Origin of the sequence: Pseudoalteromonas sp. SG41-5 (assembly GCF_014164495.1) — a bacterium.
GTDB classification, from domain to species: Bacteria; Pseudomonadota; Gammaproteobacteria; order Enterobacterales; family Alteromonadaceae; genus Pseudoalteromonas; species Pseudoalteromonas rhizosphaerae.
In genome coordinates, this window is record NZ_JACJFH010000023.1 from 25,049 (window position 1) to 47,482 (window position 22,434).

The following is a 22,434-nucleotide window of genomic DNA, read 5'->3' on the forward strand; positions in this document are numbered from 1 at the left end:
AAGTCCTGTTTCATAAAACCTAAACATTATAAATTTCACCCCTTAAAGCGAAGCAAGAGAGATTATTCGTGTCTTTTTTGCTATTGTGATCTACCAACAATGTATCCTTCTGTGTGGATGAGAACTTTAGTGACACGAACAATAATAGCCATTGCTGGCGCTTCTGCGTCTGGCAAATCTCTTTTTAGCCAAACAATTTACAATGAATTGGTAAATGAGCTTGAACCAGGCGCCATCGCCGTGATTGAAGAAGATGCGTACTATAAAGACCAATCGCATCTGCCGTTTGATCATCGTACGCAAACGAATTACGACCACCCTGATGCGTTTGAACATGAGTTAATGTGTAAGCATTTAACACAGTTACGTGATGGCGAAGCGGTAGAAGTACCTACCTATGATTATGCGCAGCATACTCGCAGTGACAAAACACGCACTGTGATGCCAGCAGAAATTCTCATAGTTGAAGGGATTTTATTGCTTAGTGATAAAGCGCTACGTAAAGAATTTGATATCAAAGTGTTTATTGATACACCGCTTGATATTTGCCTGATGCGCCGTATGCAACGTGATATGGAGCAACGAGGCAGAACATTACAGTCCGTTGTTGAACAATATCAAGCTACTGTGAGACCGATGTTTTATCAGTTTATTGAGCCTTCAAAGCACAAGGCTGATTTAGTGGTTACACGTGGTGGTATGAATCGTGTTGCGATTGATATAATTAAAAGTAAAATAAAATATTTACTGCAAAAATAACAACGGGAATAAGCAAAGATGACAACATTTATGAGCTTAGTCGGCATGTGTATGCTGCTAGGCATTGCATTTGCGGCTTCGACAAATCGCAAAGCAATTAGTTTAAGAACTGTCGGTATCGCTTTTGCCCTGCAATTTATAATTGGTGGTTTTGTCCTGTTTTCAGACGCAGGCAAAAATGCATTAGTTGGCATGTCAAAAGCCGTATCATCGGTAATTGGTTTTGCAAATGACGGAATAGCATTTTTATTCGGTCCGCTTGCTAGCCAAGATGCCTTAGGGTTTATTTTTGCCGTACAAGTTTTACCCGTTATTGTGTTTTTCTCTGCATTGGTTGCAGTGCTTTATCACATTGGCATTATGGATTGGATAATAAGAATATTAGGCGGTGGTTTACAAAAGCTATTAAAAACCTCACGCACTGAGTCGCTCTCAGCGACTGCGAACATTTTTGTTGGCCAAACAGAAGCGCCGCTGATTGTAAAACCATTTATAGCAACCATGACTAAGTCAGAGTTGTTTGCTGTTATGGTGGGTGGTTTAGCCACCGTAGCAGGCTCAGTTATGGCCGGTTATGTGATTATTGGTGTAGAGCTTAAGTATTTAATTGCCGCCAGCTTTATGGCAGCGCCAGGTGGTTTTTTAATGGCCAAGATGATTGTGCCAGAGACCGAAACACCTAAAGATACTTTAGCCGACTTAGATGATATTGAAGATAAACCAGTTAATGTGATTGATGCTGCGGCATCAGGGGCAGCAAACGGTATGCATTTAGCACTAAATGTAGGTGCAATGCTATTAGCATTTGTTGCTTTAATAGCTTTATTAAATGGTTTGTTTGGCGGCATTGGAGGTTTATTGGCTAGCATCGGCGGTTGGTCAATTAACTTCAGTCATTTATTATATAAAACTGCTGGTGACTGGGAGGTAATAGATGGAATCGCAAGTTTATTTAACTCCATTGGTGATTCGCTAAATAGCACGGGTGCTTGGATAAGCTCTTTAACGTTACAAATGATTTTAGGTTATATCTTTGCTCCGGTTGCCTGGTTACTTGGCGTACCGTGGAGTGAAGCAGTTATAGCCGGTAGCTTTATTGGTCAAAAAATAGTAGTCAATGAGTTTGTTGCTTATTTAGACTTTATGAATTATCGCGATACGTTAAGTGCGCACACACAAGCGATTGTCACATTCGCGTTATGTGGGTTTGCTAACTTATCATCGATAGCCATTTTACTAGGTGGATTAGGCGGTATGGCGCCTAGTCGGCGAAAGGATATCGCACGCTTAGGGCTCAGAGCAGTGTTAGCAGGATCTATGGCTAACCTTATGAGCGCCGCAATTGCAGGTTTTTTCCTCTCGCTAGCTTAGAAACTTTGAGATGAACCTTAGTTGCAAAACAATAGGATAAGCCTTTAAGGGGTTAAAGACTTATCTTACTTGAACGATACTTCACAAAGGGCCTTTATGGCCCTTTTATCGTTTTTAATTCACTGTTTACTTTCATAATACTTTTCCTAGTTATTGCTATACTCAAAGTTCTATCGTCAAAAAGAGAAAATAAATGCGGCTATTTATTAATCTGCTACTTCTTTGTATCAGTGTCCATAGTACTGCAAATCAAAACTTAATGGTTGTGACCGAGTTGTCACCGCCGAATCAAGTTTTGCTGAATAATCAGGTAACTGGTTATAGTACTGAGTTAGTAAATATGATTATTTTAGAGGCTAAGCTCAATGCCCCAATCAACATGTACCCTTGGGCACGTGCTTATAAAATGGCGGTTAATAATAGCAACACCTTAATTTACAGTATGGCACGCACTACGGAGCGCGAAACACTGTTTCATTGGATTGGGCCAGTAGCACAGTTTGAAATGGGCTTTGTAAAACTCTCTGAGCGCAGTGATATTAACTTTGATAATACAGAGCAAGCCAAGCAATATAAAATTGCCGTACAGCGCCATGACCTTGCATCGCAAGTATTAGTAAAACGTGGTTTCGAAGTATTGCTGACCACTGATATTCAAAAGTCATATCAGTTACTACTAGCAAGAAAAGTTGATCTGGTAGTAGACGATGCTAATTATCTAGCTTCAATGAGTGAGCAGCTAGCGATCAATGCTAACGCACTGACGTTCGTACATGCCATAGAAGGACTGGCAGTAGCTGGTTACTTAGCTGCAAATATTAATACTGATGAAGATATTATAAAGGCACTGCAGCAGGCTTTTTTAAAGGTTAAAAATACTGAAAAATACCGTCAATTAATAACGGCTAATTAATTAGCTATTTTACATAACGATGCCGATAAGCATCAAAGTTATCCACCGCTTTGAGTTTTTCTAACTGCTCATTGAAGCGCTCAACTATCTCGATAGGCATCTCTTTATTAAAAACTAAATAATTACCCTGTAATGTATTTACTGGCAGCTCAACAAGTTGGACGACTTCTTTACCACCGTGACCAAATTGCTGTAGTTGGTAATCTAAGGCAAACTCTGAGCCGAGTATTAAATCAATTTTGTTTTTAAAAAATAGGTTCATATACTCATAGTGATGAGCTACTTTCAATAGATTTTTATCTTGTTTGAAGCCAATACTCTCCACTAACCCCTCATAAATATTGCCCCTAACAACCCCTAAAGTATATGCACTAACCTGAGTAATATCAGTTGGGTTAATGTGTTTGTTATCACGAAGGCGATAAAAAAATGTACGCGAAGAAACCAGCGGGCCAACCCAGTAAAATAAATTTTCTCGCTCAGCACTGCGAGCGGTTGATACTAGCCCTGAGAGCTGATTTTTTTGCACTAAATCGTATGCCCTTGCCCAAGGCAACAGCTCAAATTTGCACTCCACTTGTGAAAGCTCACACAACGTACGCACAATATCTAAATTAATCCCTTGCAGCTGCCCTTTATTCGAAAAATTATAAGGGGGAAACTGTTCAGTAAAAATAGTAATTATTGGCTTTGCAGCGCAAGTAAAAGTGAATCCAAGGCTAAACACTAGGATAAGTAATCGGTAGATAATCTATCTCGTTACAGAATAATAATAATAGATAAAGAATAGGAGGGGGAGCAAGTTACGTCAATTTTCAAACACAAAAAAGCAAGCCTAAGCTTGCTTTTTTTATTCTACCTAAAAGGTAAAATTATACAGCAGTGATGTTCTCTGCTTGTGGACCTTTTTGACCTTGTGAAAGAGTGAACTCTACACGTTGGCCTTCAGCTAAAGTTTTGAAACCTTCGCTTTTGATTGCTGAGAAATGTGCGAAAACGTCTGGGCCATTTTCTTGCTCGATGAAACCAAAACCTTTAGACTCGTTGAACCACTTAACTGTACCTGATACGATGTTAGACATTGTAATATCCTGATATAAAAATAAAATAATTGCTCTAATGAGCGGTGTAGCAAAAAATGAGATGGTACTTTAAAAACTTCAGGACGGTACTACAAGTATTACTTATACAACATCGAAATGGAGATTTATAGCTTTCATGCTTTCTTTCTAGCTGCAGCAAACTATACAGGGTTAATAAGTTATGTCAACCCCTTTATTAATTAATATATAAATACTCAGTCATGAGCCAACCTGTAGTAAATTCAAAACTAAAAAACAGCACGCAGCGGTAACATGCGTTTTTATAATGGCTTGTAAATACGACCAATAAAAAAGCCCTTGCAGCTAACTGCAAGGGCTTTTCTTAATCGTTACTAATATTATGATTAACGCTTACGGCGACGACCAAATATTGCTAATGGAGTAAGTAATAACATCAAGAAGCCTAGACTACCGCTACTTGATTTCGATTTGGGCTTTTCAACCACAGGTTCTGCTTCGTTGCTTACGGCAACCGTTACTTGCTCGGTAACCGATACGGTGCCATCACTGACCGCAACTTCGAACACGACTTCTTCGTCGCTTGTGATTGCGCCTGGAGTAAAGCTAAGTACCGCAGTATCTGCATTAGATAGTGTTGCGGTTGTGCCACTTACTTGTGTCCATGCATAAGTGAGTTCATCTGCATTTCTATCCGTGGCTACAGCATTTAAAGTACTGGTTACTGATTCCTTAATACCTAACTCACCGGTAACTGTTACTATAGGAGCTGCGTTATCACATGCGACTGCATCGCCAGCAATTACTGCTGAGAAGATTGGCGTTGTTACATTGTTAAATGTAAGGTTATCAATCCACCATCCTAAATCACCAACAGCGCCATCTGATGAAAGGCGAAAGCGTAGTTTTGCTCTATTACCATTGAGTTCACTACCAAAATTAATTGTTTCGTAGTTACCGTATACGTTATCCTGATTGATGTTGTTACCTGTAAACGTATCACGCTCTTGGATAGCTTGGGAGTCATTCTCAATTAACGGACCATCGTAACCACGATTAAATGTACCACCCATTTCAGTCACATCAACCCAGCTACCACCATTGACGCTAATTTCAACAACACCACCATCCCACTCGTTTTCAATACGATAAAAATGCCAGAATGACACCTCAAAGTCACCTGCAAAGCCAATATCAAATCCTTTAGTTTCTATCGCTACATCTGATTGGAAATCGTTGTTCTGCAAGAACATCGTTTGCTCACCAAGCTCAAAACCAAAGCTGTTGAAAAAGGCAACATTATCATCAGCTGCCATACTTTGTGTACCTTTAGCTAAATCACCACCGATCATTACATTTTCTTTTAGATCATATAATGATGCTCTCGCTACTTCCATGTTATCCATAGTTTGCGCGCCGACTGGCTGTTTTTCTTTAAAAGCCATGTTGACCGAATAAGTAACTTTTTCAGTGGCAGCTTCAACAATTTCATCGTCAGCAGATAACTCTGGGAATGATACTTCAATTTCTAAGTTTTCAGCTGTACCTGATTCATTTAAGGTAAACTTAAGGGGTGAACTCGTTGCAGTCGAAAATGGCATTGTGTCAGCAAATGTAACTAAACCATCATTTTCAAATGTCACATCATGATCACTGACCACAGTCAGTTGAGCTTGCGTACCAGTAAGCATTTTACTACCAGTATTTGTAATACTCACAGTTAATGTGGCCGTTTCACCTTTATCGACAATACCGTCATTTGAACAAAAGCCTAGCTCTGCACCATTGTAGTTTGCATCAATAGCCACATCTTTGAGGTTAAAGCTAGCCAGTTCCATCTTGTCAGATTCTACAACGCCCGTTAAATCTTCACTGAAACGATCTGGCGCTACAGCACCTAAACCCATGCCGCGTTTAGCAAATGCACCTAAAATAAGCTCATAATCTTTGGTATCAACAGCGTATGCCGCCGCTAATATCGCATCACGTGCTTCAGTATATAAAGGCGCAATTGGTGTTAATTTATAGCCTGCAACAAGGTAGTTAGCCATGCGATTTTGTGCTTCTTCAAAACCATGTTCATTGATTAATGCTACATAACTTTCCCAAAGCATAGTCGCCCAAATTTCACCCGCAGCATGTGGAGAGGCTACACTTGTTGGTGAAATGCCTACATCTGCACCTGCATTTTCAGTAATGTGACGGAATGAAAGCGGATTAACTTCTTTATTTGTAGAGTATGGTACACGACGAATACCATAGTAGAAGTCTTCAACAAACGTACCACTGCCGTATGCTTTTTGGAACTTGTCGTTACCTGTGATGTTGATGTCATCAGCTTTAGCAATAAACATCAGGGAGTGGAAATCACCCCAGCCTTCACCCATTGCACGGCCTTGGAAGTTAATTAGACCCGCAGAGTTACCAACTAAACGGTTACTAATATAGTGGCCCCATTCATGAGCAATAATACCGTTATCAAGTGTGCCATCTTTTAACTTGGCATTATTGAACATATTAACAGTAACTGTATTACCAGCACTTATAGAGTCATACATGAGATGACCATCAGCAAAGTTAAGACCCATATTAGGAATTAACACCGCATCATCTTCACCGCCCATAGCCGCAGGCTCATCAGTGTCTGGAACGTTGTTTACAACAATTGCGCCGATTGCTCCAACTTCTTGAGCATGTAAAACTTTTGCTGTGAAGTTGCACGAACCACGATCAATTAGGGCAATTTTTCCAGCTAACTCTGCGCCATTAGTTGCAGGCTCACAGCCATCGAAAACGCTACCTGAATCAGTGTCATTACCATCAACCAAACGTACAACTTCAGCTGTAACATCAGCAAATTGGAATTGCCCAAAGCCCGAGACTTTAGAAGACTCAAGAACTCCAATAGTTGCGTCAGAGGTTACAACCACACCAAAGTCTGTGCCTACTTTTGCATCTTTACTATTATACAAATACATTTGCATACGTGGACTTGCACCATCAGCTGGTGTTGCCATATTAGCATTATCTAAACCGCTATTATCTTGCGCTTGAGCCTCAATTGGATCCCCTTCAATGCCACCGCGCTCATAGTTAGAGAGCTGAGCTACATTCGAAGTTTCATCAAAACCATGATCATAGAAGAAGTCGTGCAAAAAGTTATTCATGTAGAATAAGTTTACAATTGCCGCTTTGCGATTGTCGTAACTGTTTGCGACTTGATCAACTTGATAGGGGTAATCAAATGTAAAATCTGAGGTTGTTTCAGCAGTGAAGTCACCTTCAGTGAAACCTTGTGGTGCTATAACGTCGGCATATGCAAATACGTTATTACCAGATGTAGTTGTAGCATCATCAGTAAGCCATGGATCCATGGTGCTTAACTTACTGTAATAAGAAAGGCTCACTATCGGTGCATCAAGGATTTCGGTTTCATCTGTTTGATCAGGACCGTCAGCAGGAATAACATCACCATGTGGGCCTTCCCATGGGTAACCATCTGCATCAGCCCAGACACGGTAGTTAAAATCAGCAGCATGCGCTTTCAGGTCTTTTTTGAAATATACTTTGCTGTTTTTTGCACCAATAACATAGCTGAAGTAGTCACTTTCTAAACTGTTCTTATCTGCGACTTCAACTTCAACATAATAAGCTGATTCAAGTTGACCATTAACCTCAAAGAATACTTTTTTAGCGCGCGGCTGGCCAACTACAACTTTATCACCACTTTGATTAGTTACAGTGTATTTAACGTAATCGCCTTGTTCAGTTGATTTTGTAAGGGATACATTAATATCTGCTAGCTTTTTAATCGCTTGTTTAATGCTCTGCTCAGCACCAACAAAATCAGCTAATGGTGCTAATGAACGTTTAGTATTTGCACTTGTGTTAGCAAAATAGCCTGATCCTGCCACCAAGTTATGTTCCTTATCCATGATAAGGTTATATTCACGATTAAAAACTTCAACGCCATGAACTTGTTGTTTATATTTAGCCGTTACAGAACCACTTTTTTGTTTAGATAAATCTGCAAGAACTGCGTTTGACGTCCCTTTTTTACTAGTACTGAAACCGGTTAAAGCATTTAAATAAAAATCTGCAGCGTATGCATTTCTTTGTTCAGGTAAAACAACTGACATATTAGGTTTTGCTTGACCAACGGCTTGCCAAAGAAACGTTGCCTTGCCAAGCTGAGCATCAAAAATTGAATCATGCCCCGATACTGTTCTACGTTCAGCTAATGCACGTTGCTGGGTTATTTGTGGATTAAATTGAACTTGAGAGCTGACGCTTGGCGCATTAAAAAATCGAGTTTGCTCAGTAGCTTGTACTTGAGTCGATGCCAAAATAGCCGTAACCATCGAAGCAACGGCCGTTACTTTAAATTGATACATTAATAATCCCCTGTTGTTATAATTTTAATTTGGTTAACATTCATAACCAAGAACAATGTACACTAATGATGTTAACCAAAGAAAGCCAAATGTAAACAAAGGTAAATGGAGAAATTTAAAAAATGTCAAATAACTTTAAATTACAGCTAGTTATAATTACAATCGCACTAATAAGTGGATGTAAAAAAAATGAAACACTAACTGATAGTACCGAAAACAGCGTCAATACTAGCAATGAAAAAGCTCAAGAAGTAGCTTTAAATACTTCACAAAAACTAAAGAATGTAGAAACAACACTTTTAGTTAGCAATTCAATTAATAATAACGGGGAAAAGATTAGCTATAAAACGGATAAATTACTTAAAGGAACAACTGTCCATAATCACGCGACATCGGAGCAAGGAATTGTCACTGGAGCCGTGTTTATCACCTTGAAAAGCGACGATATTCCGCTAGCACTCAAAAGTACGTACAACACAAAAAAAATTACCAAGCACACCTATCAATTCCTAGTCGATAAAAATACCGACTTGAAATCAACAATAAGTGATTTAAAGCAATATACCGTTATTGATACTATTGAAATCGCAATTAATTATTCACCCATTGAGGAGCAGTTTTAATTACTCGACCACAAAGTCAAAATAGGTATTCGGGTAGGCTTGCGGCTGATAGGTAAAGTGCCACCACTCCATTGCGTAAGGCGAAAATCCAGCGGCCAGCATGATATTTTTTAACTTATATCTGTTTGCTTGTTGGTCTTGAGTAATACGCGGATCATCGGTATTTGAGATGGTATCGAACATATCAAACAATGAGCCCATATTTAATGCTTTGCCTTGACTATCAGTCAAAGTTAAATCAATTGTTGAACCACGGCTGTGGCCCGATTTAGCTGCGATATAATCACCGAGTAACTGATCTTTTCCTAAATTAGGGTAATACGCTGCTTTGGTTTTTGTGTCAGTTGCGTCGTTAACCCAACGCACAAAGTGGTCAACGGCTCGTTGTGGTCGATAACAATCATAAATTTTAAAATTATAACCTGCTTGCTCCGCCTGAGAATGTGCTTTTACCAGCGCTGCAGCTGCCGTTTTATGCAATAAGCATTTAGGCGCGTTATAACCTTCGATTGGTTTACCAACAAAGTTTTGCCCACTAAAATAGCGAATATCAAATAATGCGGTCGGTATTAACGTTGCAACATCAACAAACTCACTACGATAGCTTTGAGCTGGGTCGGAATATGTAGCGTTAGCGTCATGGGCAATTGCTGCACTGCTTAAAGCATACACTCCAAGCAGTGACATTAGTTTAAAACTGATATTTAACAACATTGTAGTAGCTTATAACATTAAAAACAGGCTATTAATATTGCATAGTTAAAAACCATTGCCAATAAATTATTGCTGCTCGACAAGTTCAGGTTGGATAAACTGAGAATCAATAATACACCGATTACGACCCGTTTTTTTCGCTTTGTATAAAGCCTGATCCGCTTGTTTGAGTATCTCTTCAACACTCAATTGCATCAGTGGCCAGCCAGAAATACCTATTGATATGTTGATACTTCCTACTGGTTCGATGATTGTTTCTGATACACGCATACGTAATCGTTCCGCAAGTTGATAAGCTGATTTGGCGTTAATATTTGGTAATATAACAATAAACTCCTCTCCTCCCGTACGTGCAACAAAATCATTTTCACGGGTTACATCAACAATAATTGTAGCCAACGATTGCAAAACAATATCACCAATATCATGGCCAAACTCATCATTAACACGCTTAAAAAAATCAATATCGATAGCAAGCACAGTGAAGGGTGTTTGCTGTAAAGTTAATTGATCTAACATGAGCTCCAGGCTACGTCGGTTATGTAAGCCCGTAAGTGGATCTGTTTGTGCTTCATGCTGTAATAGACCAATCTGGTTTTGTAATAAGCCGACTCCTTTTAGCATAGCTAAACGCAGTTCAGAGCTTTCATAATACCAAGACCGCACTTGCTTTAACTGTTGCGAAGTTGACGGGTTATCAAGTGTTTTAGCCGTTTCTGCAAGTTGCCTCAAAGGCTGTGAAATTAATCGAGCTAGCACCCAAATAAATATAAACGTTGCCAACCCTACCGGCAGGGTTCGATATAAAACATTCATCATCAAACCATCTAGTGGCGCAAATGTAGCGTCTAATGGTCGTTGTGTGACAATGCCCCAAGAAGCACTTTTTAATGGTGCATAACCTGCCAGCATGACAATGTTTTGACTATTTTTTAACTGCCTAGTGCCACTTTCACCTCTTAGCACCGCTTCGATCACTGGATTGCCAAAAACTTGTTCACCGATCCGAGCAACATCAGGGTGATAAAGTAAGCGCCTATTCTTATCAACAACATAAGTATAAGAACCGTCTTTATAAAAATGTAGTTGTAGCAAATCATGTAAAATCCCTTTTTGCTTTAAATACAAGGTCCCTCCTATATAACCAAGGTATTCATCTTGAGAGTTAAATATCGGATGCGAAATAAATATTATGAGATTCCCTGCCGCAGAAATATAAGGCTCACTGATCATTGGCTTTTTATTCGCTAACGCTTGTTTTGCGCCATCACTTTCTAATAGCTGTCCTTTGAGCTTTAGACTCAATGGCGAGAGCCCCAAAACTACGCCATCTTTGTCAACGACAACCGTTGAGTTAAAGCTATCAGTTTGCAACCGAAGTCGCTGCGTTTCTTGTGCAAGAGTGTTTGCATCATTAAATTGGATAGCAAGGATTTTTGCTGAATAAGCGAGTTGCTGCTGAGCAGCCAATAAAAAACGGTCAGTGGCAGAGACAAGTTTAGCGGCATACGCATTATGGTTTTTTAAGGTTTGTGATTGTAGTTGCTGTTTTTGTACTTGGTAGCTGGAATAAAAGCCATTTAGAAAGGTGATCACAGTCACTGAAATAGCTAAAAACAAGATTAACTTTTTTAAATCAAGGTTGATATTCTTAAGGCTTCGCAAAATAGTTTTTCTCTATGCTGGCCTTGTATTTCCTTGGCGGTTATGTAAACAACCCATACTAGCAAGTTACTCTCACAACCGACAACTCAATCCGCTCTAAACTTGATTTAGCGCAAATTAACAGTGTATTTATTAACATTTACTTGTTCTAATCGCTGGCGCTAAGCGATTGCTGTTTCCCCATAGAAAAATCAATTTATCTGTTTGCGCTTTTAACAAAATAAGCGAAGAAAATTTACCTTGCGCGAAATGAATAAATTATTATAATTAAAAAACAAAAAAATAAATAAAAGAACATTATGGTTAAACATCACTGCCAGAATATATTGTCACAATTACCCAGTCATCGTTTGCTCGCCTTAGATGTACTGCGAGGGCTCACTATCACTGCGATGATTCTAGTCAATAACCCAGGGAATTGGTTATATACCCACTGATTTAATTTTCCCATTTTTTATTTTTAGTGTTGGGATGTCGATCACACTATCGGTTAATGCAATCCAGGCAAAAGGAATTATCAGGAATATTTGCGGATACTATATAAGCACTGAAAAAAACCTTGGCAAACAAGTCAGAATATTTACCCTAGTGGCTATTACAAGCATTGTTTGCGGGTGCTTACTTTCACTTTTAATACCAATAAACAAAGCACTATGGACACCAAGCTATGTAATAATCAGCTCAGGACTAGCGATGTTATGCTATGCACTGTGTAGCTATATTCTCGATATTCGTAAAGTTCGCTTGTGGAGTGCGCCGTTTTTAGTGTTTGGCGCTAACGCTATTTTGTTCTTTATGTTTGCTGGCATCGTAGCGCGTATTTTAATTATGATCCCAGTGGCTGATACAAGTTTAAAAGGTGCTATATTTAATCAAGTATTACAACCGCTATTTGGTAATTATTTAGGCTCTTTTAGCTATTCGTTGCTATTTTTACTCGCCTCTTATCTAGTGATGTATGCGTGCTATAAACGCGGGATTTTTTGCAAAGTATAATGTCTAAGCCTCATCAAGAGGCTGCTTGACTCACTTTATCTAATAAATACAGCACAGATTGGTAGTTAATACCACTGTGCTGAGTTAAGCCAATTTCACAACTGCGGCTATTAGAAATACCGCTACTGCAATTTTGAGGCACTTGGTTACGCAGCGTTTTTAATGCATTAGCATTTAGCTCTGGCAAGTTAAAGCCCTTATCGCCGGCAAAGCCACAACATTCAATATCAGCTGGAATAATCACTTCGTTACTGCATGCTTTAGCTACGGCAACAAGTTGTTGTTCACTGCCACGGCGTTTGCTACTACAGGTAACATGTAACATAACCGGCTCTGGTTGGGCTGTGATGGTCAGCTTAGGCAATAAATATTGATAAGCAAACTCAGCGCTTTCGAGTACTGTTAAACCGCGCTGTTGCGCTGCTTCATTGCTTGTTAATGCACATGGACTGGCGTCAAAAATAATCGGGTAACGACCATTTTCAGACACCTGCTGCGCGATATCGAGTAACTGCTCAGCTTTACTTTTAGCCTGTTCAGGTAAGCCTTTACTGGCAAAGGGCATGCCACAACATAGCTCATTAATTTGCATCGGCAGTAACAGTTCAACTCCCGCTTTAGTCGCGAGGCTATGCATAACTTGCATAATTGAGCGGCGATCATCCGCTTGCTCATCGGCTGCAAACACCCTGCTGGCACAACTGGGAAGATAAACCACTTTATCAGGCTGTTGTGCCTGTACTATGCTGTGATTAATTGGCTGCTCCCCCCTTGGCCACGCTGAATAATAAAGTGGGGTGCCAATCAGCTTATTAGTAGGTTTGGTTAAAGTACGCAGTGCCTGTGCACCAATGATGTTTCGCACCATCGCCATACTGGTTAAACCAAAGCGTGCTGTATTTGCTAATACCGCAAAATGTTTGACCGCAAAACTGGCTATGCGCGGCGCCATTTTTGCATTGAGTTGCTTTTTTGCCCTCAGGGATTTTATAAATTCACCGGTGTTAATACCGACGGGGCATTTCATGCCACACAGCCCGGTTGCTGCACAGCTATCAATACCTAAATATTGAAAATCTTTTTCGATACTGCTGAGCTGACGATTAATGTGCTGTTTTTCGCTAATATCACCAGTGTTACTAAGTTGATTAACCAATTCAGTGCGACGTCGCCACAGCGTAATACGTTGGCGCGGCGTTAAGGTGAGTCCTTTTGATGGGCATACGGTTTCGCAAAAACCACACTCAATACATTTGTCGATTATATCGTCGCTGCTAGGCATGGTTTTTAAATGCTGAATATGGCAGTTTTCATCGGTATTGATGATCACTCCTGGGTTTAAAATGTGGTCTTTATCAAACAATTGTTTAATACGCTGCATCACAGCAAAGCCATCAGTGCCCCATTCAGTTGCCACAAACGGCGCCATATTTCGCCCAGTACCATGCTCAGCTTTTAATGAGCCATTAAGTTCAACCGCCACCAGTTGCGACACGTCCCGCATAAATTGCTCATAACGCGCTACTTGCGCTGGTGTATCGAATGCTTGGGTAAATACAAAATGCAAATTACCCGCTAAGGCATGGCCAAAAATAATCGCTTCATCGTAACTGTATTTATCAAATAATTGATGCAGAGCTTTAACACCCTGAGCTAATACATCCAGCTCAAAAGCCACGTCTTCAATGATCACAGTGGTGCCATTTTCGCGCACTGCACCGACTGCCGGGAACGTACCTTTACGAATATTCCATAATGATGCATTGCGCTTAGCATCTGTTGAAAACGCCATAATCGCTAATTGATGGGCGCTAAAATGTGCGACAAGCTGATCCACTTGTTGTTGTAAATTAACTAATTTTGTTGCGTCTTCTGCACGTACTTCGATTAATAATGCTGCACTATCTGCTGGGTAGTTATGAACATCTTTAGGCATGATGTCATGCTGCGCGACGCACAGGAGCGAGCGCTTATCCAATAACTCAACCGCCGCTACATCAAGCGTTGCTAGCTGCTTTACTAATTCACAGACTTGGCTTATATCATCAAAAATAATAAACGCTGAGCTTTTATGAGCATGATCAATCACCGTGTGGTAAGTAATATCAGCAATAAACCCCAGCGTACCTTCAGAGCCAATCATTAAATGCTTAATGATCTCAATCGGATCAGTGTAATCAATTAGCGCGTTTAAACCATAACCCGTGGTATTTTTTAAGCGGTATTTATGAGCAATACGCTGTGCCAACTCAGGATTATTTGTAACCTGCTTGGCAAGTGCAGTGATATCGTTAATAAACGGTTGATGGCTATGTAAAAATTCAGAACGGCTTTGCTCACTGCGTGTATCAAGCACTGTACCGTCAGCGAAGATTAAGGTCATGTCCTTTACTGTATGGTAACTATTTTGTGCCACGCCACAGCACATACCTGATGAATTGTTGGCTGCCATGCCAGCGATTTTACAACTATTGATTGAAGCGGGATCAGGGCCAATTTTACGGCCAAAAGGCGCAAGTACGGCATTGGCACGAGCACCAATAATAGCTGGCTCTAACCGAATGGCAGCGCCGTTATCTTCAATTTGATAACCAGACCAGCAATCACTAAGCAGCACTAATACAGAATCTGTAATTGCTTGGCCTGATAGGCTAGTACCGGCGGCACGAAAAGTAATGGCAACTTTATATGTTGCAGCGGCACTGATGACCTGTTGCGCTTGTTGCTGATCAGCAACCAGTACTATTAATTGCGGCACTAAACGATAAAAGCTGGCATCAGTGCCAAAAGCATAGCGCCTAGGGTAATCTTCAATAAACGCCGAGGCAGGCAGCTTATCACTGAGTTGTTGTTGAAATAGTGTCAGTGCTGTTGCCATTATTTGCCCCTTTGCGTTCTGTTAATTTACTCGCTTGGCGACCCACCAAGCATTATGGAATATATTATTACTTGAAATAAGAGCGAATTACCATTAATAAAAGCTCGTCTAATATTATTTTTTTTCATCTAAATAACTATTAACTCTTAATATTTATGTAATGATCAGGCAAGCATGTGATTCGTCGGTGGTTTTTGCAGTTCTGCAAAAAAAACGTTAATGTGACAAAAATATGTTGTATTTTAATCCAAAATGGCATTACCATCAGGAATAAAATATTCACAAATAAAATAAGCAATTCAGCTTTGGAGCCTACTGTGTTAAATAAGTTTGCCATATCATCAATTCTCTTTGGACTAGGGTGTTTATTACCAATGAAATCGACCTTTGCAGCGACCAATTTAACCCTTGAGCAACAGCTTGGCCAAAAGCTGATGCTCGATTTTCGTTATTATTGTGAGCAAGACAGCGAGAACACACCTGAGCAAAAATGCCGTAATGCAGTCACTGAATTACCTGCAGATTTAGCCAAGGTGATCACTAAACATAATATTGGTGGGGTGATCTTATTTGCTGAAAATATCGATAATATTGCGCAAATCGTTAAATTAAATAATGCTATGCAACAAGCTGCGGCAAAGTCGAGCTTAGGCGCACCTTTATTTATTTCAATTGACCAAGAAGGCGGACGTGTTGCACGTATTCCTCGTGATATTGCCACTTCATTTACTGGTAATATGTCGATTGGCGCAAGTTATGCGGTTCACGGCACCAAGTTTGCTACACAATCTGCACAAGTGATTGCTGATGAATTAAAGGCCATTGGTGTAAATGTTAACTATGCACCAACTATTGATGTAAACATGAACCCTGATAACCCGGTTATTAATGTGCGCTCATACGGTGAAGATCCAACACTTGTGAGTATTTTAGGTGGCGCACAAGTTGCTGGCTTTGAAGGTAATGGCGTAATTACCTCACTGAAACACTTTCCAGGCCATGGTGATACAAACGTTGATAGCCACACTGGCTTGCCAAAAGTAATGCACGATAAAGAAACTATCTGGGAAAAAGATTTACCTCCGTTTCAAACTATTATTAAAAAGCAAAACCCTGGCATGATCATGACTGCGCATATTCAGTACCCAGCACTGGATAGCAGCACATTTGTTAGTAAAGATGGCAAAACCATGATCAAACCTGCGACGATGTCGCATAAAATCATCAGCGAATTATTACGCGATGAAATGGGCTATCAAGGTGTAGTGATCACCGATGCGCTAGATATGGCTGGTATTAGCCACTTTTTCGAACCAATTGAAGCCGTTGTAAATACCTTTGCTGCCGGGGTTGATATTGCTTTGATGCCAATTGAAATTCGTAGTCCAAAAGATTTAGTCGTATTAGATAAACTGATCAGCCGCTTAGTGAGCGAAGTTGAAAAAGGTAATTTACAAGCCGACGAAGTCGCTATCTCTGCTCAACGCATCATCAATTTAAAAAGTAAATTTAAACTGACCACAGAGCTTGACGAATCGTTAGCAATGCAAAAAGCACAACTTATTCTCGGTGATGATAATCATCGCAAAGTCGAAGCAGAGCTGGCTCTTGCCGCCATTACCCAAGTTAAAAATGACCAGCACACTTTACCGATTAAACTGACGACAAATAGTAAAGTACATATCATCATGCCTGATACCCGCAAGTGTTTGGCGCTACAACAGGCAATTACAGAAAATACTCAACAACCACTTGCATTTAGCTGCACCAGTTTACAAGGCTTTGAGCCCACAGCGACGTTAAAAGCAATCAATGAAGCGGATATCATCATTGCAGGCAATGCATCACCAAACCAAAGCGCGGTAGAAATTGGCGGCATGGATGACCTTGCTGATAACCCTGCATTTGCAATTGCAAAATCGGCGCAAGGTCCGGCACTTGAAAAACTGCTTCAGCAAGCGCAACAAGCTGATAAGAAAACCGTTTTTGTTAGTTTACGAGCACCATACGATATTGCCACATTTGGCCAATATGCGGATGCAATTTTAGCAACTTATGCGTATAACATAGATGTAGATAATGATGTTAAAGTAGCAGGGCCAGCTTTTACTGCTCTTGCAAAAGTACTAGTTGGTAAAAAGCCAGCGCAAGGTACTTTGCCTGTTACCGTCAGTGGCATTAACAACAACTAAAAGTTTACGAGGATACTATGCAACATAACGCATCACTTACTACGCCTTACGCTATTCGTAATATGATCAGGAATGAAGATTATACCGGTAGTACATCGGGCTTTGTTCCCGGCTTTGTACAGGCTAATTTAGTGATTTTGCCCCAGCGCTATGCGTTTGATTTTTTACAATTTTGCCAAGCAAACAAAAAAGCGTGCCCAATTGTAGCAAGTAGCCGCACGCCTGGAGCTACCAGCATTCCAAATGTTGCGCATGATTTAGATATTAGGACTGACATACCTCGCTATCGTATTTTTAAAAATGGCCAATTGATTGAAGAAGTAACGAATATCAAAGAGCAATGGCGCGATGACTTAGTCACTTTTTTAATTGGTTGCTCGTTTTCATTTGAAGAGTCGTTAAAGTTGGCGGGCCTAGAAATACGTAATATTACGGAAAATAAAAATGTACCTATGTACATGACTAATATTCCCTGCGAAAGCGCCGGTATATTTCATGCTAACATGGTCGTTAGTATGCGACCGATGAAGCCGGCAGATGCGATTCGGGCAATCCAAATATGTAGCCGCTTTCCAGATGTGCATGGAGCGCCAGTTCACTTTGGGGATCCAGCTGCAATAGGTATTAAAGATATTAATCGCCCTAACTTTGGTGAATCTGTCACCATTAAAGACGGTGAAGTACCGGTATTTTGGGCCTGTGGTGTCACGCCGCAAGTCGCCATAGCTAATGCTGCGCCTGATTTTTGCATTACACATAGCCCAGGTCATATGCTGATCACCGACATTCAAAACGCCCATATCTCGGCTTTTTAAACGGAAATAATGATGAAGCTCAATTGTGATTTAGGGGAAAGCTTTGGCGCATGGCAAATGGGCCTTGATGAAGAGGTAATGCCGCATATTGATATGGCTAATATTGCTTGTGGTTTTCATGGCGGTGATAGTGATGTTCTAGCACGCACCCTGATGCTTGCTAAACAACATAACGTCATTATAGGCGCGCACCCCAGCTATCCTGATAAACAGGGCTTTGGTCGTCGCTCCATGGCATTAACACCACAAGAGCTAAGCAATTGCCTGCATTATCAAATAGCCGCAATTGAAGGCATGGCAAAAGTTCAAGGCCTCACTTTAGAGTATGTGAAGCCACATGGCGCGTTATATAACGATATGATGGCCGATAAAACAATTTTGACCACTGTGATGCAAGCTGTTGCCAGTTACCCGAGCCCTTTAAAACTAATGCTTCTCGCCACTGCGAAAGCAGAGCAACATCAACAACTTGCTCAACAATATCACCTTGAATTAATTTTAGAAGCATTTGCTGATCGCCAATATACCGATGACGGTCAATTAGTATCACGGAAAATTGCTGGTAGTGTGCATGATAAACCTGCGCTAATAGCGCAAGTTAAACAGTTACTCGCCACCGGCTGCGTAACCACACAATCGGGCAAACAACTGCCTTTACACGCCGACAGTTTATGTGTGCATGGCGATAACGCTGCAGGCATTGCCCTTATTCAAGAGATCAAAGCGTTATGCCACACTCGTTAAGTGATGAACAATTAAGTCAAGCAATCGAAACCATGATGGTAGAACAAAACCTACGTGGTATGCAAAATCTCTATGCCTATCAACAGACAGGTACTTATCTGCGCGCTGCAAAGTCGTTATTTGATGCCAAAAGTACGGTACTCATTGGTACCGGTTTTGCCGTCAAGCAAACCTTTGAAACCGATGGTCCTGTAGGCGCCATTGCTTTATACAATGCTTTAATTACGCTGGGTAAAAATCCTATTTTAGTCTGTGGAAACCCCCTTTACAGTGCACTGAAAAATGAATTTAACTGTTTTGAATTGCCACTGAATAATTTTACTGATGCAATGGCTTTTAGCAAAGCTGCGCTGGCTGAATTAAAGCCAGATTGCGTATTGTCTATCGAGCGCCCCGGGCTGTGTCACGGCAATAAATATTACAATATGCGTGGTATTGATATTTCGGCTGATTGTGGTTGTTTTGATTTTTTTGTCAGCCAAGCACCCTGCCCAACTGTAGCTATTGGTGATGGCGGTAACGAAATAGGGATGGGCAATTTATCACAATATATGACTGAGCTGAGCATTATGCCGTGCCTTACTTGCTGCGATGAACTGCTGTTAGCGGATGTATCAAACTGGGCAGCTTACGGCATTATTGCGTTTTTAAGCCGCTGGCATAGCCAAGACTTACTCGCAGAAGTCGATACTTTAGCAATCCTGCAATATTTGAGTGAACGTGGCAGTGTAGATGGCGTTACTCACAAAAACGAATTAACCGAAGATGGCTTACATGCTATGCATGGCCAACAACTCATCGCAAGACTACGTCAGCTTAGCGATGTTGCCAATCAGAATGAGGATTTATAATGAGTACGGTGTATTTAAACGGCGACTATATGAACGCAGAGCACGCAAAAATATCGCCAATGGACAGAGGCTTTTTATTTGGCGATGGTATTTACGAAGTGATCCCTGCCTATAATGGCAACATGCTTGGCTTTGCAGCGCATATTGAACGCATGAAGAATGGTTTAAATGAACTGGAAATTGTACTCGATTATACAGCTGATACATGGCGTGAAATCTGCCAGCAGCTGTGTGAGAAAAATCACGGTGAAAACCTTGGTATTTATTTGCACGTTAGCCGTGGCGCTGATACTAAGCGTGCTCATGCCTACCCGAGTGGTATTACGCCAACGGTATTTGCCTACGCCTTTGAAATTCCAGCACAACCCGTTAGTGATATCGACAACGCCACGACTTATACTGTATCCGTTGAGCAAGATAAGCGCTGGCAGCGTTGCCACATCAAGTCAACCGCATTACTCGGCAACGTGATTCATTACCAGCATGGTGCGGCGGCTGGCAATAAAGAAACCATTTTATACAATCGCTTAGATGAGCTTACCGAAGCAAGCTCAAGTAATGTGTTTATTGTTAAAGATGGCGTGATCAGCACCCCCCCATTGGATAACCAAATTTTACCGGGTATCACTCGCTGGTTAATTTTAACGATATTACACAGCCACAGTGACTTCAAAGTCCAAGAACGTATTATTACTAAGCAGGAACTATTTGCAGCCGATGAAGTGTGGATAACCAGTGCCACAAAAGAAGTTGGCCCAGTGGTAAAACTCAACGGTCAACTGGTCGCTGATGGCAAACCAGGGAAAATATGGCAACAAGTACAGAGCTTATTTACTGAACATAAGTTTGATTATTAATAGCGCTAAGCGGTAATTATAAAAGCTGGGTTTGTTAAGTAAACACGGCTTTTAAAATCCAATTAAGTTTTCGCTTACTTAGGCTGATACGGCCAAACTTCTAGTACTCCATCACTGCTTCCGCTGACAATTGTTTTATTTTCTTTATCATACGCTACAGCTAAAACTGAGCCACGAATGCGCTGTTGTGTCGCTTTATACTCAGCCAATAATGTACCATCTTTTACACGCCATAATTGTATCGTGCTTTTCGGTGAGCCGGTTAAAAACCATTTATCATCATTTACAAACCGCGAGTGGTTAAACTCTATAAAATTAGTAAATATATTTAGCTCAGCTTTTTTTAATACCGGTGTTTAAATCAAGAAGTATACGATCATCAACAGAATCTATCGCAAAACCTAAACTTGCATTTTCGTTTATACTGACATGATTAACACGAGTCGCTAATTTGAACTCTTTTAAAATAGTGCCATCTTTCGTTGACCATAAATAACTAAACTTATCGCTTGAACCGCTTAATGCTGTTTGTCCATCTGCAGATAGTGCTACAGAATTAATATCAAGGCGATGAACTTGAAATAGCGTATTTTGCTTCGTTAGAGAGTTGATCACATCAGCTTCACAGCTACGATAGCCTACCACTATTAACTGACCGTTTGCTGATATTGCAATATCACGAGCAATGTTTTTCCCTGTTGACCAACTACCCAGTAGTTGACCATTTGCAACTGAAAATAATATTAATGCTAAAATAAATATGTTAGTAAATCTCTTAACCAAAGCTCAGCTTAAATAGTCATAGCCTTTACTTTATTTATGAAGTTATTAGCGTATTATCAAAGTCTTACTAATGACACTAAACAAAACAGCAAAATGTTATGGATTTTTCTCTTTATACTAAACTGAGCCCACAACTTAGTCATAATAGTTATTGTTGTGAGTTTGACAGTAGCAGTTTTATTGACAGTGACTTTTTAAATTATCAGATTGTGTTACCGCAACAACTACAAAAGGCTGTTGTTAAACGAAGAGCTGAATACCTCGCCGGCCGTTTTTGCGCAAAACAGGTGTTAACCGCCCTCAATATCCCCTGTTTTGATATTATCTCAGGCCCCGATCGCGCGCCCATATGGCCTAAAAACATTATTGGTAGCATTACCCACACGCAAGGGATCGCAATGGCTATAGCATGTCAGCACACTGATATCGCTGGAATTGGTATTGATATAGAGCAACTAATGAGTGCCAAACAAGAGCTAGAGCTACAAAAGCAAATTTTGCATCCTGATGAATATCCACTGTTTAGGCGATTGGCTGGGCAGCTTTCACATCCATTAACCGTCATTTTTTCAGCAAAAGAAAGTATTTTTAAAGCACTATATCCAAGCGTAAAGCAATTTTTTGGTTTTGAAGCTGCACAGCTAATTGCTTTTAATCAGCAACAATTGCAGTTTAAAATTACTAAATCGCTCGCAGAGCAAGTGCCTCAAGACACTTACGTAACCGTTTTCTATCAATGTAATAAAAGTGTAGTACTCACCGAGTGTGAATTTACTATCGCAGCTCAACCACTCAAAAATACTAATGTCGGCAAGTAG

The 22,434-nt window shown here is 40.4% G+C and carries 19 protein-coding genes; 11 read left to right on the forward strand and 8 right to left on the reverse strand.

The window, feature by feature from the left end:
- Positions 1-129: 129 nt before the first annotated feature.
- From udk to H5232_RS08330, 3 genes are all read left to right on the forward strand, one after another.
- Positions 130-759: a uridine kinase gene (gene udk, locus H5232_RS08320; RefSeq protein WP_145238801.1), complete on the forward strand. Its 630-nt coding sequence runs from the start codon at positions 130-132 to the stop codon at positions 757-759.
- Between the two features lie 51 nt (positions 760-810).
- Positions 811-2,130 carry a NupC/NupG family nucleoside CNT transporter gene (locus H5232_RS08325; RefSeq protein WP_310736867.1) on the forward strand — a complete coding sequence of 440 codons (1,320 nt, stop codon included), beginning with the start codon at positions 811-813 and terminating at the stop codon, positions 2,128-2,130.
- A gap of 193 nt (positions 2,131-2,323) precedes the next feature.
- Positions 2,324-3,043: an ABC transporter substrate-binding protein gene (locus H5232_RS08330; protein ID WP_182739355.1), complete on the forward strand. Its 720-nt coding sequence runs from the start codon at positions 2,324-2,326 to the stop codon at positions 3,041-3,043.
- A gap of 4 nt (positions 3,044-3,047) precedes the next feature.
- Here the strand turns inward: H5232_RS08330 and H5232_RS08335 are convergent, their stop codons facing one another.
- The 3 genes from H5232_RS08335 to H5232_RS08345 all read right to left on the reverse strand — a co-directional run bounded on the left by H5232_RS08335 (position 3,048) and on the right by H5232_RS08345 (position 8,498).
- The gene (locus tag H5232_RS08335; protein WP_182830767.1) at positions 3,048-3,770 is read right to left on the reverse strand and encodes an ABC transporter substrate-binding protein; all 723 of its coding nucleotides are present in this window, start codon (positions 3,768-3,770) and stop codon (positions 3,048-3,050) included.
- 145 nt (positions 3,771-3,915) lie between these two features.
- Complete coding sequence (locus H5232_RS08340) at positions 3,916-4,125, reverse strand: cold-shock protein (RefSeq protein ID WP_058559473.1); 210 nt, start codon at positions 4,123-4,125, stop codon at positions 3,916-3,918.
- A gap of 365 nt (positions 4,126-4,490) precedes the next feature.
- Positions 4,491-8,498: a rhombosortase-dependent M36 family metallopeptidase gene (locus H5232_RS08345; protein ID WP_182717343.1), complete on the reverse strand. Its 4,008-nt coding sequence runs from the start codon at positions 8,496-8,498 to the stop codon at positions 4,491-4,493.
- Between the two features lie 122 nt (positions 8,499-8,620).
- On the opposite strand from H5232_RS08345, the gene H5232_RS08350 reads away from it, so the two are divergent.
- On the forward strand, positions 8,621-9,121 hold the full coding sequence (locus tag H5232_RS08350; RefSeq protein ID WP_182717342.1) for a hypothetical protein: 501 nt from the start codon (positions 8,621-8,623) through the stop codon (positions 9,119-9,121).
- Here H5232_RS08350 and H5232_RS08355 read toward each other — a convergent pair whose 3' ends face one another.
- The gene (locus H5232_RS08355; protein ID WP_182717341.1) at positions 9,122-9,835 is read right to left on the reverse strand and encodes a M15 family metallopeptidase; all 714 of its coding nucleotides are present in this window, start codon (positions 9,833-9,835) and stop codon (positions 9,122-9,124) included.
- Between the two features lie 66 nt (positions 9,836-9,901).
- The gene (locus H5232_RS08360; protein WP_259400115.1) at positions 9,902-11,500 is read right to left on the reverse strand and encodes a sensor domain-containing diguanylate cyclase; all 1,599 of its coding nucleotides are present in this window, start codon (positions 11,498-11,500) and stop codon (positions 9,902-9,904) included.
- A 693-nt stretch (positions 11,501-12,193) separates the two neighbouring features.
- On the opposite strand from H5232_RS08360, the gene H5232_RS24170 reads away from it, so the two are divergent.
- A complete protein-coding gene (locus H5232_RS24170; protein WP_259400116.1) occupies positions 12,194-12,496 on the forward strand; it encodes a hypothetical protein in 303 nt (100 codons plus the stop codon).
- Positions 12,497-12,509: 13 nt separating this feature from the next.
- On the opposite strand, the gene H5232_RS08370 is transcribed toward H5232_RS24170, so the two are convergent.
- Positions 12,510-15,374, reverse strand: coding sequence for an FAD-binding and (Fe-S)-binding domain-containing protein (locus tag H5232_RS08370; RefSeq protein ID WP_182830768.1), 2,865 nt, complete (start codon positions 15,372-15,374; stop codon positions 12,510-12,512).
- Between the two features lie 374 nt (positions 15,375-15,748).
- Between H5232_RS08370 and H5232_RS08375 the strand changes: the two genes are divergently transcribed.
- The 5 genes from H5232_RS08375 to H5232_RS08395 are packed head-to-tail and all read left to right on the forward strand — an operon-like array spanning position 15,749 to position 20,833.
- The gene (locus H5232_RS08375) at positions 15,749-17,566 is read left to right on the forward strand and encodes a glycoside hydrolase family 3 protein (protein WP_182830769.1); all 1,818 of its coding nucleotides are present in this window, start codon (positions 15,749-15,751) and stop codon (positions 17,564-17,566) included.
- Positions 17,567-17,583: 17 nt separating this feature from the next.
- The gene (locus H5232_RS08380) at positions 17,584-18,381 is read left to right on the forward strand and encodes a putative hydro-lyase (protein WP_149980357.1); all 798 of its coding nucleotides are present in this window, start codon (positions 17,584-17,586) and stop codon (positions 18,379-18,381) included.
- 12 nt (positions 18,382-18,393) lie between these two features.
- The gene (locus tag H5232_RS08385) at positions 18,394-19,125 is read left to right on the forward strand and encodes a 5-oxoprolinase subunit PxpA (RefSeq protein WP_182767388.1); all 732 of its coding nucleotides are present in this window, start codon (positions 18,394-18,396) and stop codon (positions 19,123-19,125) included.
- Positions 19,110-19,976 (forward strand): glutamate cyclase domain-containing protein, encoded by an 867-nt coding sequence (locus H5232_RS08390; protein WP_182731975.1) that lies wholly within the window; start codon positions 19,110-19,112, stop codon positions 19,974-19,976. Before H5232_RS08385 ends, H5232_RS08390 begins: the two co-directional genes overlap by 16 nt.
- Complete coding sequence (locus H5232_RS08395; protein ID WP_145238837.1) at positions 19,976-20,833, forward strand: aminotransferase class IV; 858 nt, start codon at positions 19,976-19,978, stop codon at positions 20,831-20,833. The genes H5232_RS08390 and H5232_RS08395 overlap by 1 nt, the downstream gene beginning before the upstream one ends.
- A 74-nt stretch (positions 20,834-20,907) precedes the next feature.
- On the opposite strand, the gene H5232_RS23925 is transcribed toward H5232_RS08395, so the two are convergent.
- Both H5232_RS23925 and H5232_RS08400 read right to left on the reverse strand, forming a co-directional pair.
- A complete protein-coding gene (locus tag H5232_RS23925) occupies positions 20,908-21,042 on the reverse strand; it encodes a WD40 repeat domain-containing protein (protein WP_220496064.1) in 135 nt (44 codons plus the stop codon).
- Between the two features lie 124 nt (positions 21,043-21,166).
- Positions 21,167-21,616, reverse strand: coding sequence for a WD40 repeat domain-containing protein (locus H5232_RS08400; RefSeq protein WP_182830770.1), 450 nt, complete (start codon positions 21,614-21,616; stop codon positions 21,167-21,169).
- A gap of 98 nt (positions 21,617-21,714) precedes the next feature.
- Between H5232_RS08400 and H5232_RS08405 the strand changes: the two genes are divergently transcribed.
- Entirely contained in the window at positions 21,715-22,434 is a 720-nt protein-coding gene (locus H5232_RS08405) for a 4'-phosphopantetheinyl transferase (protein WP_182761154.1), read from the forward strand.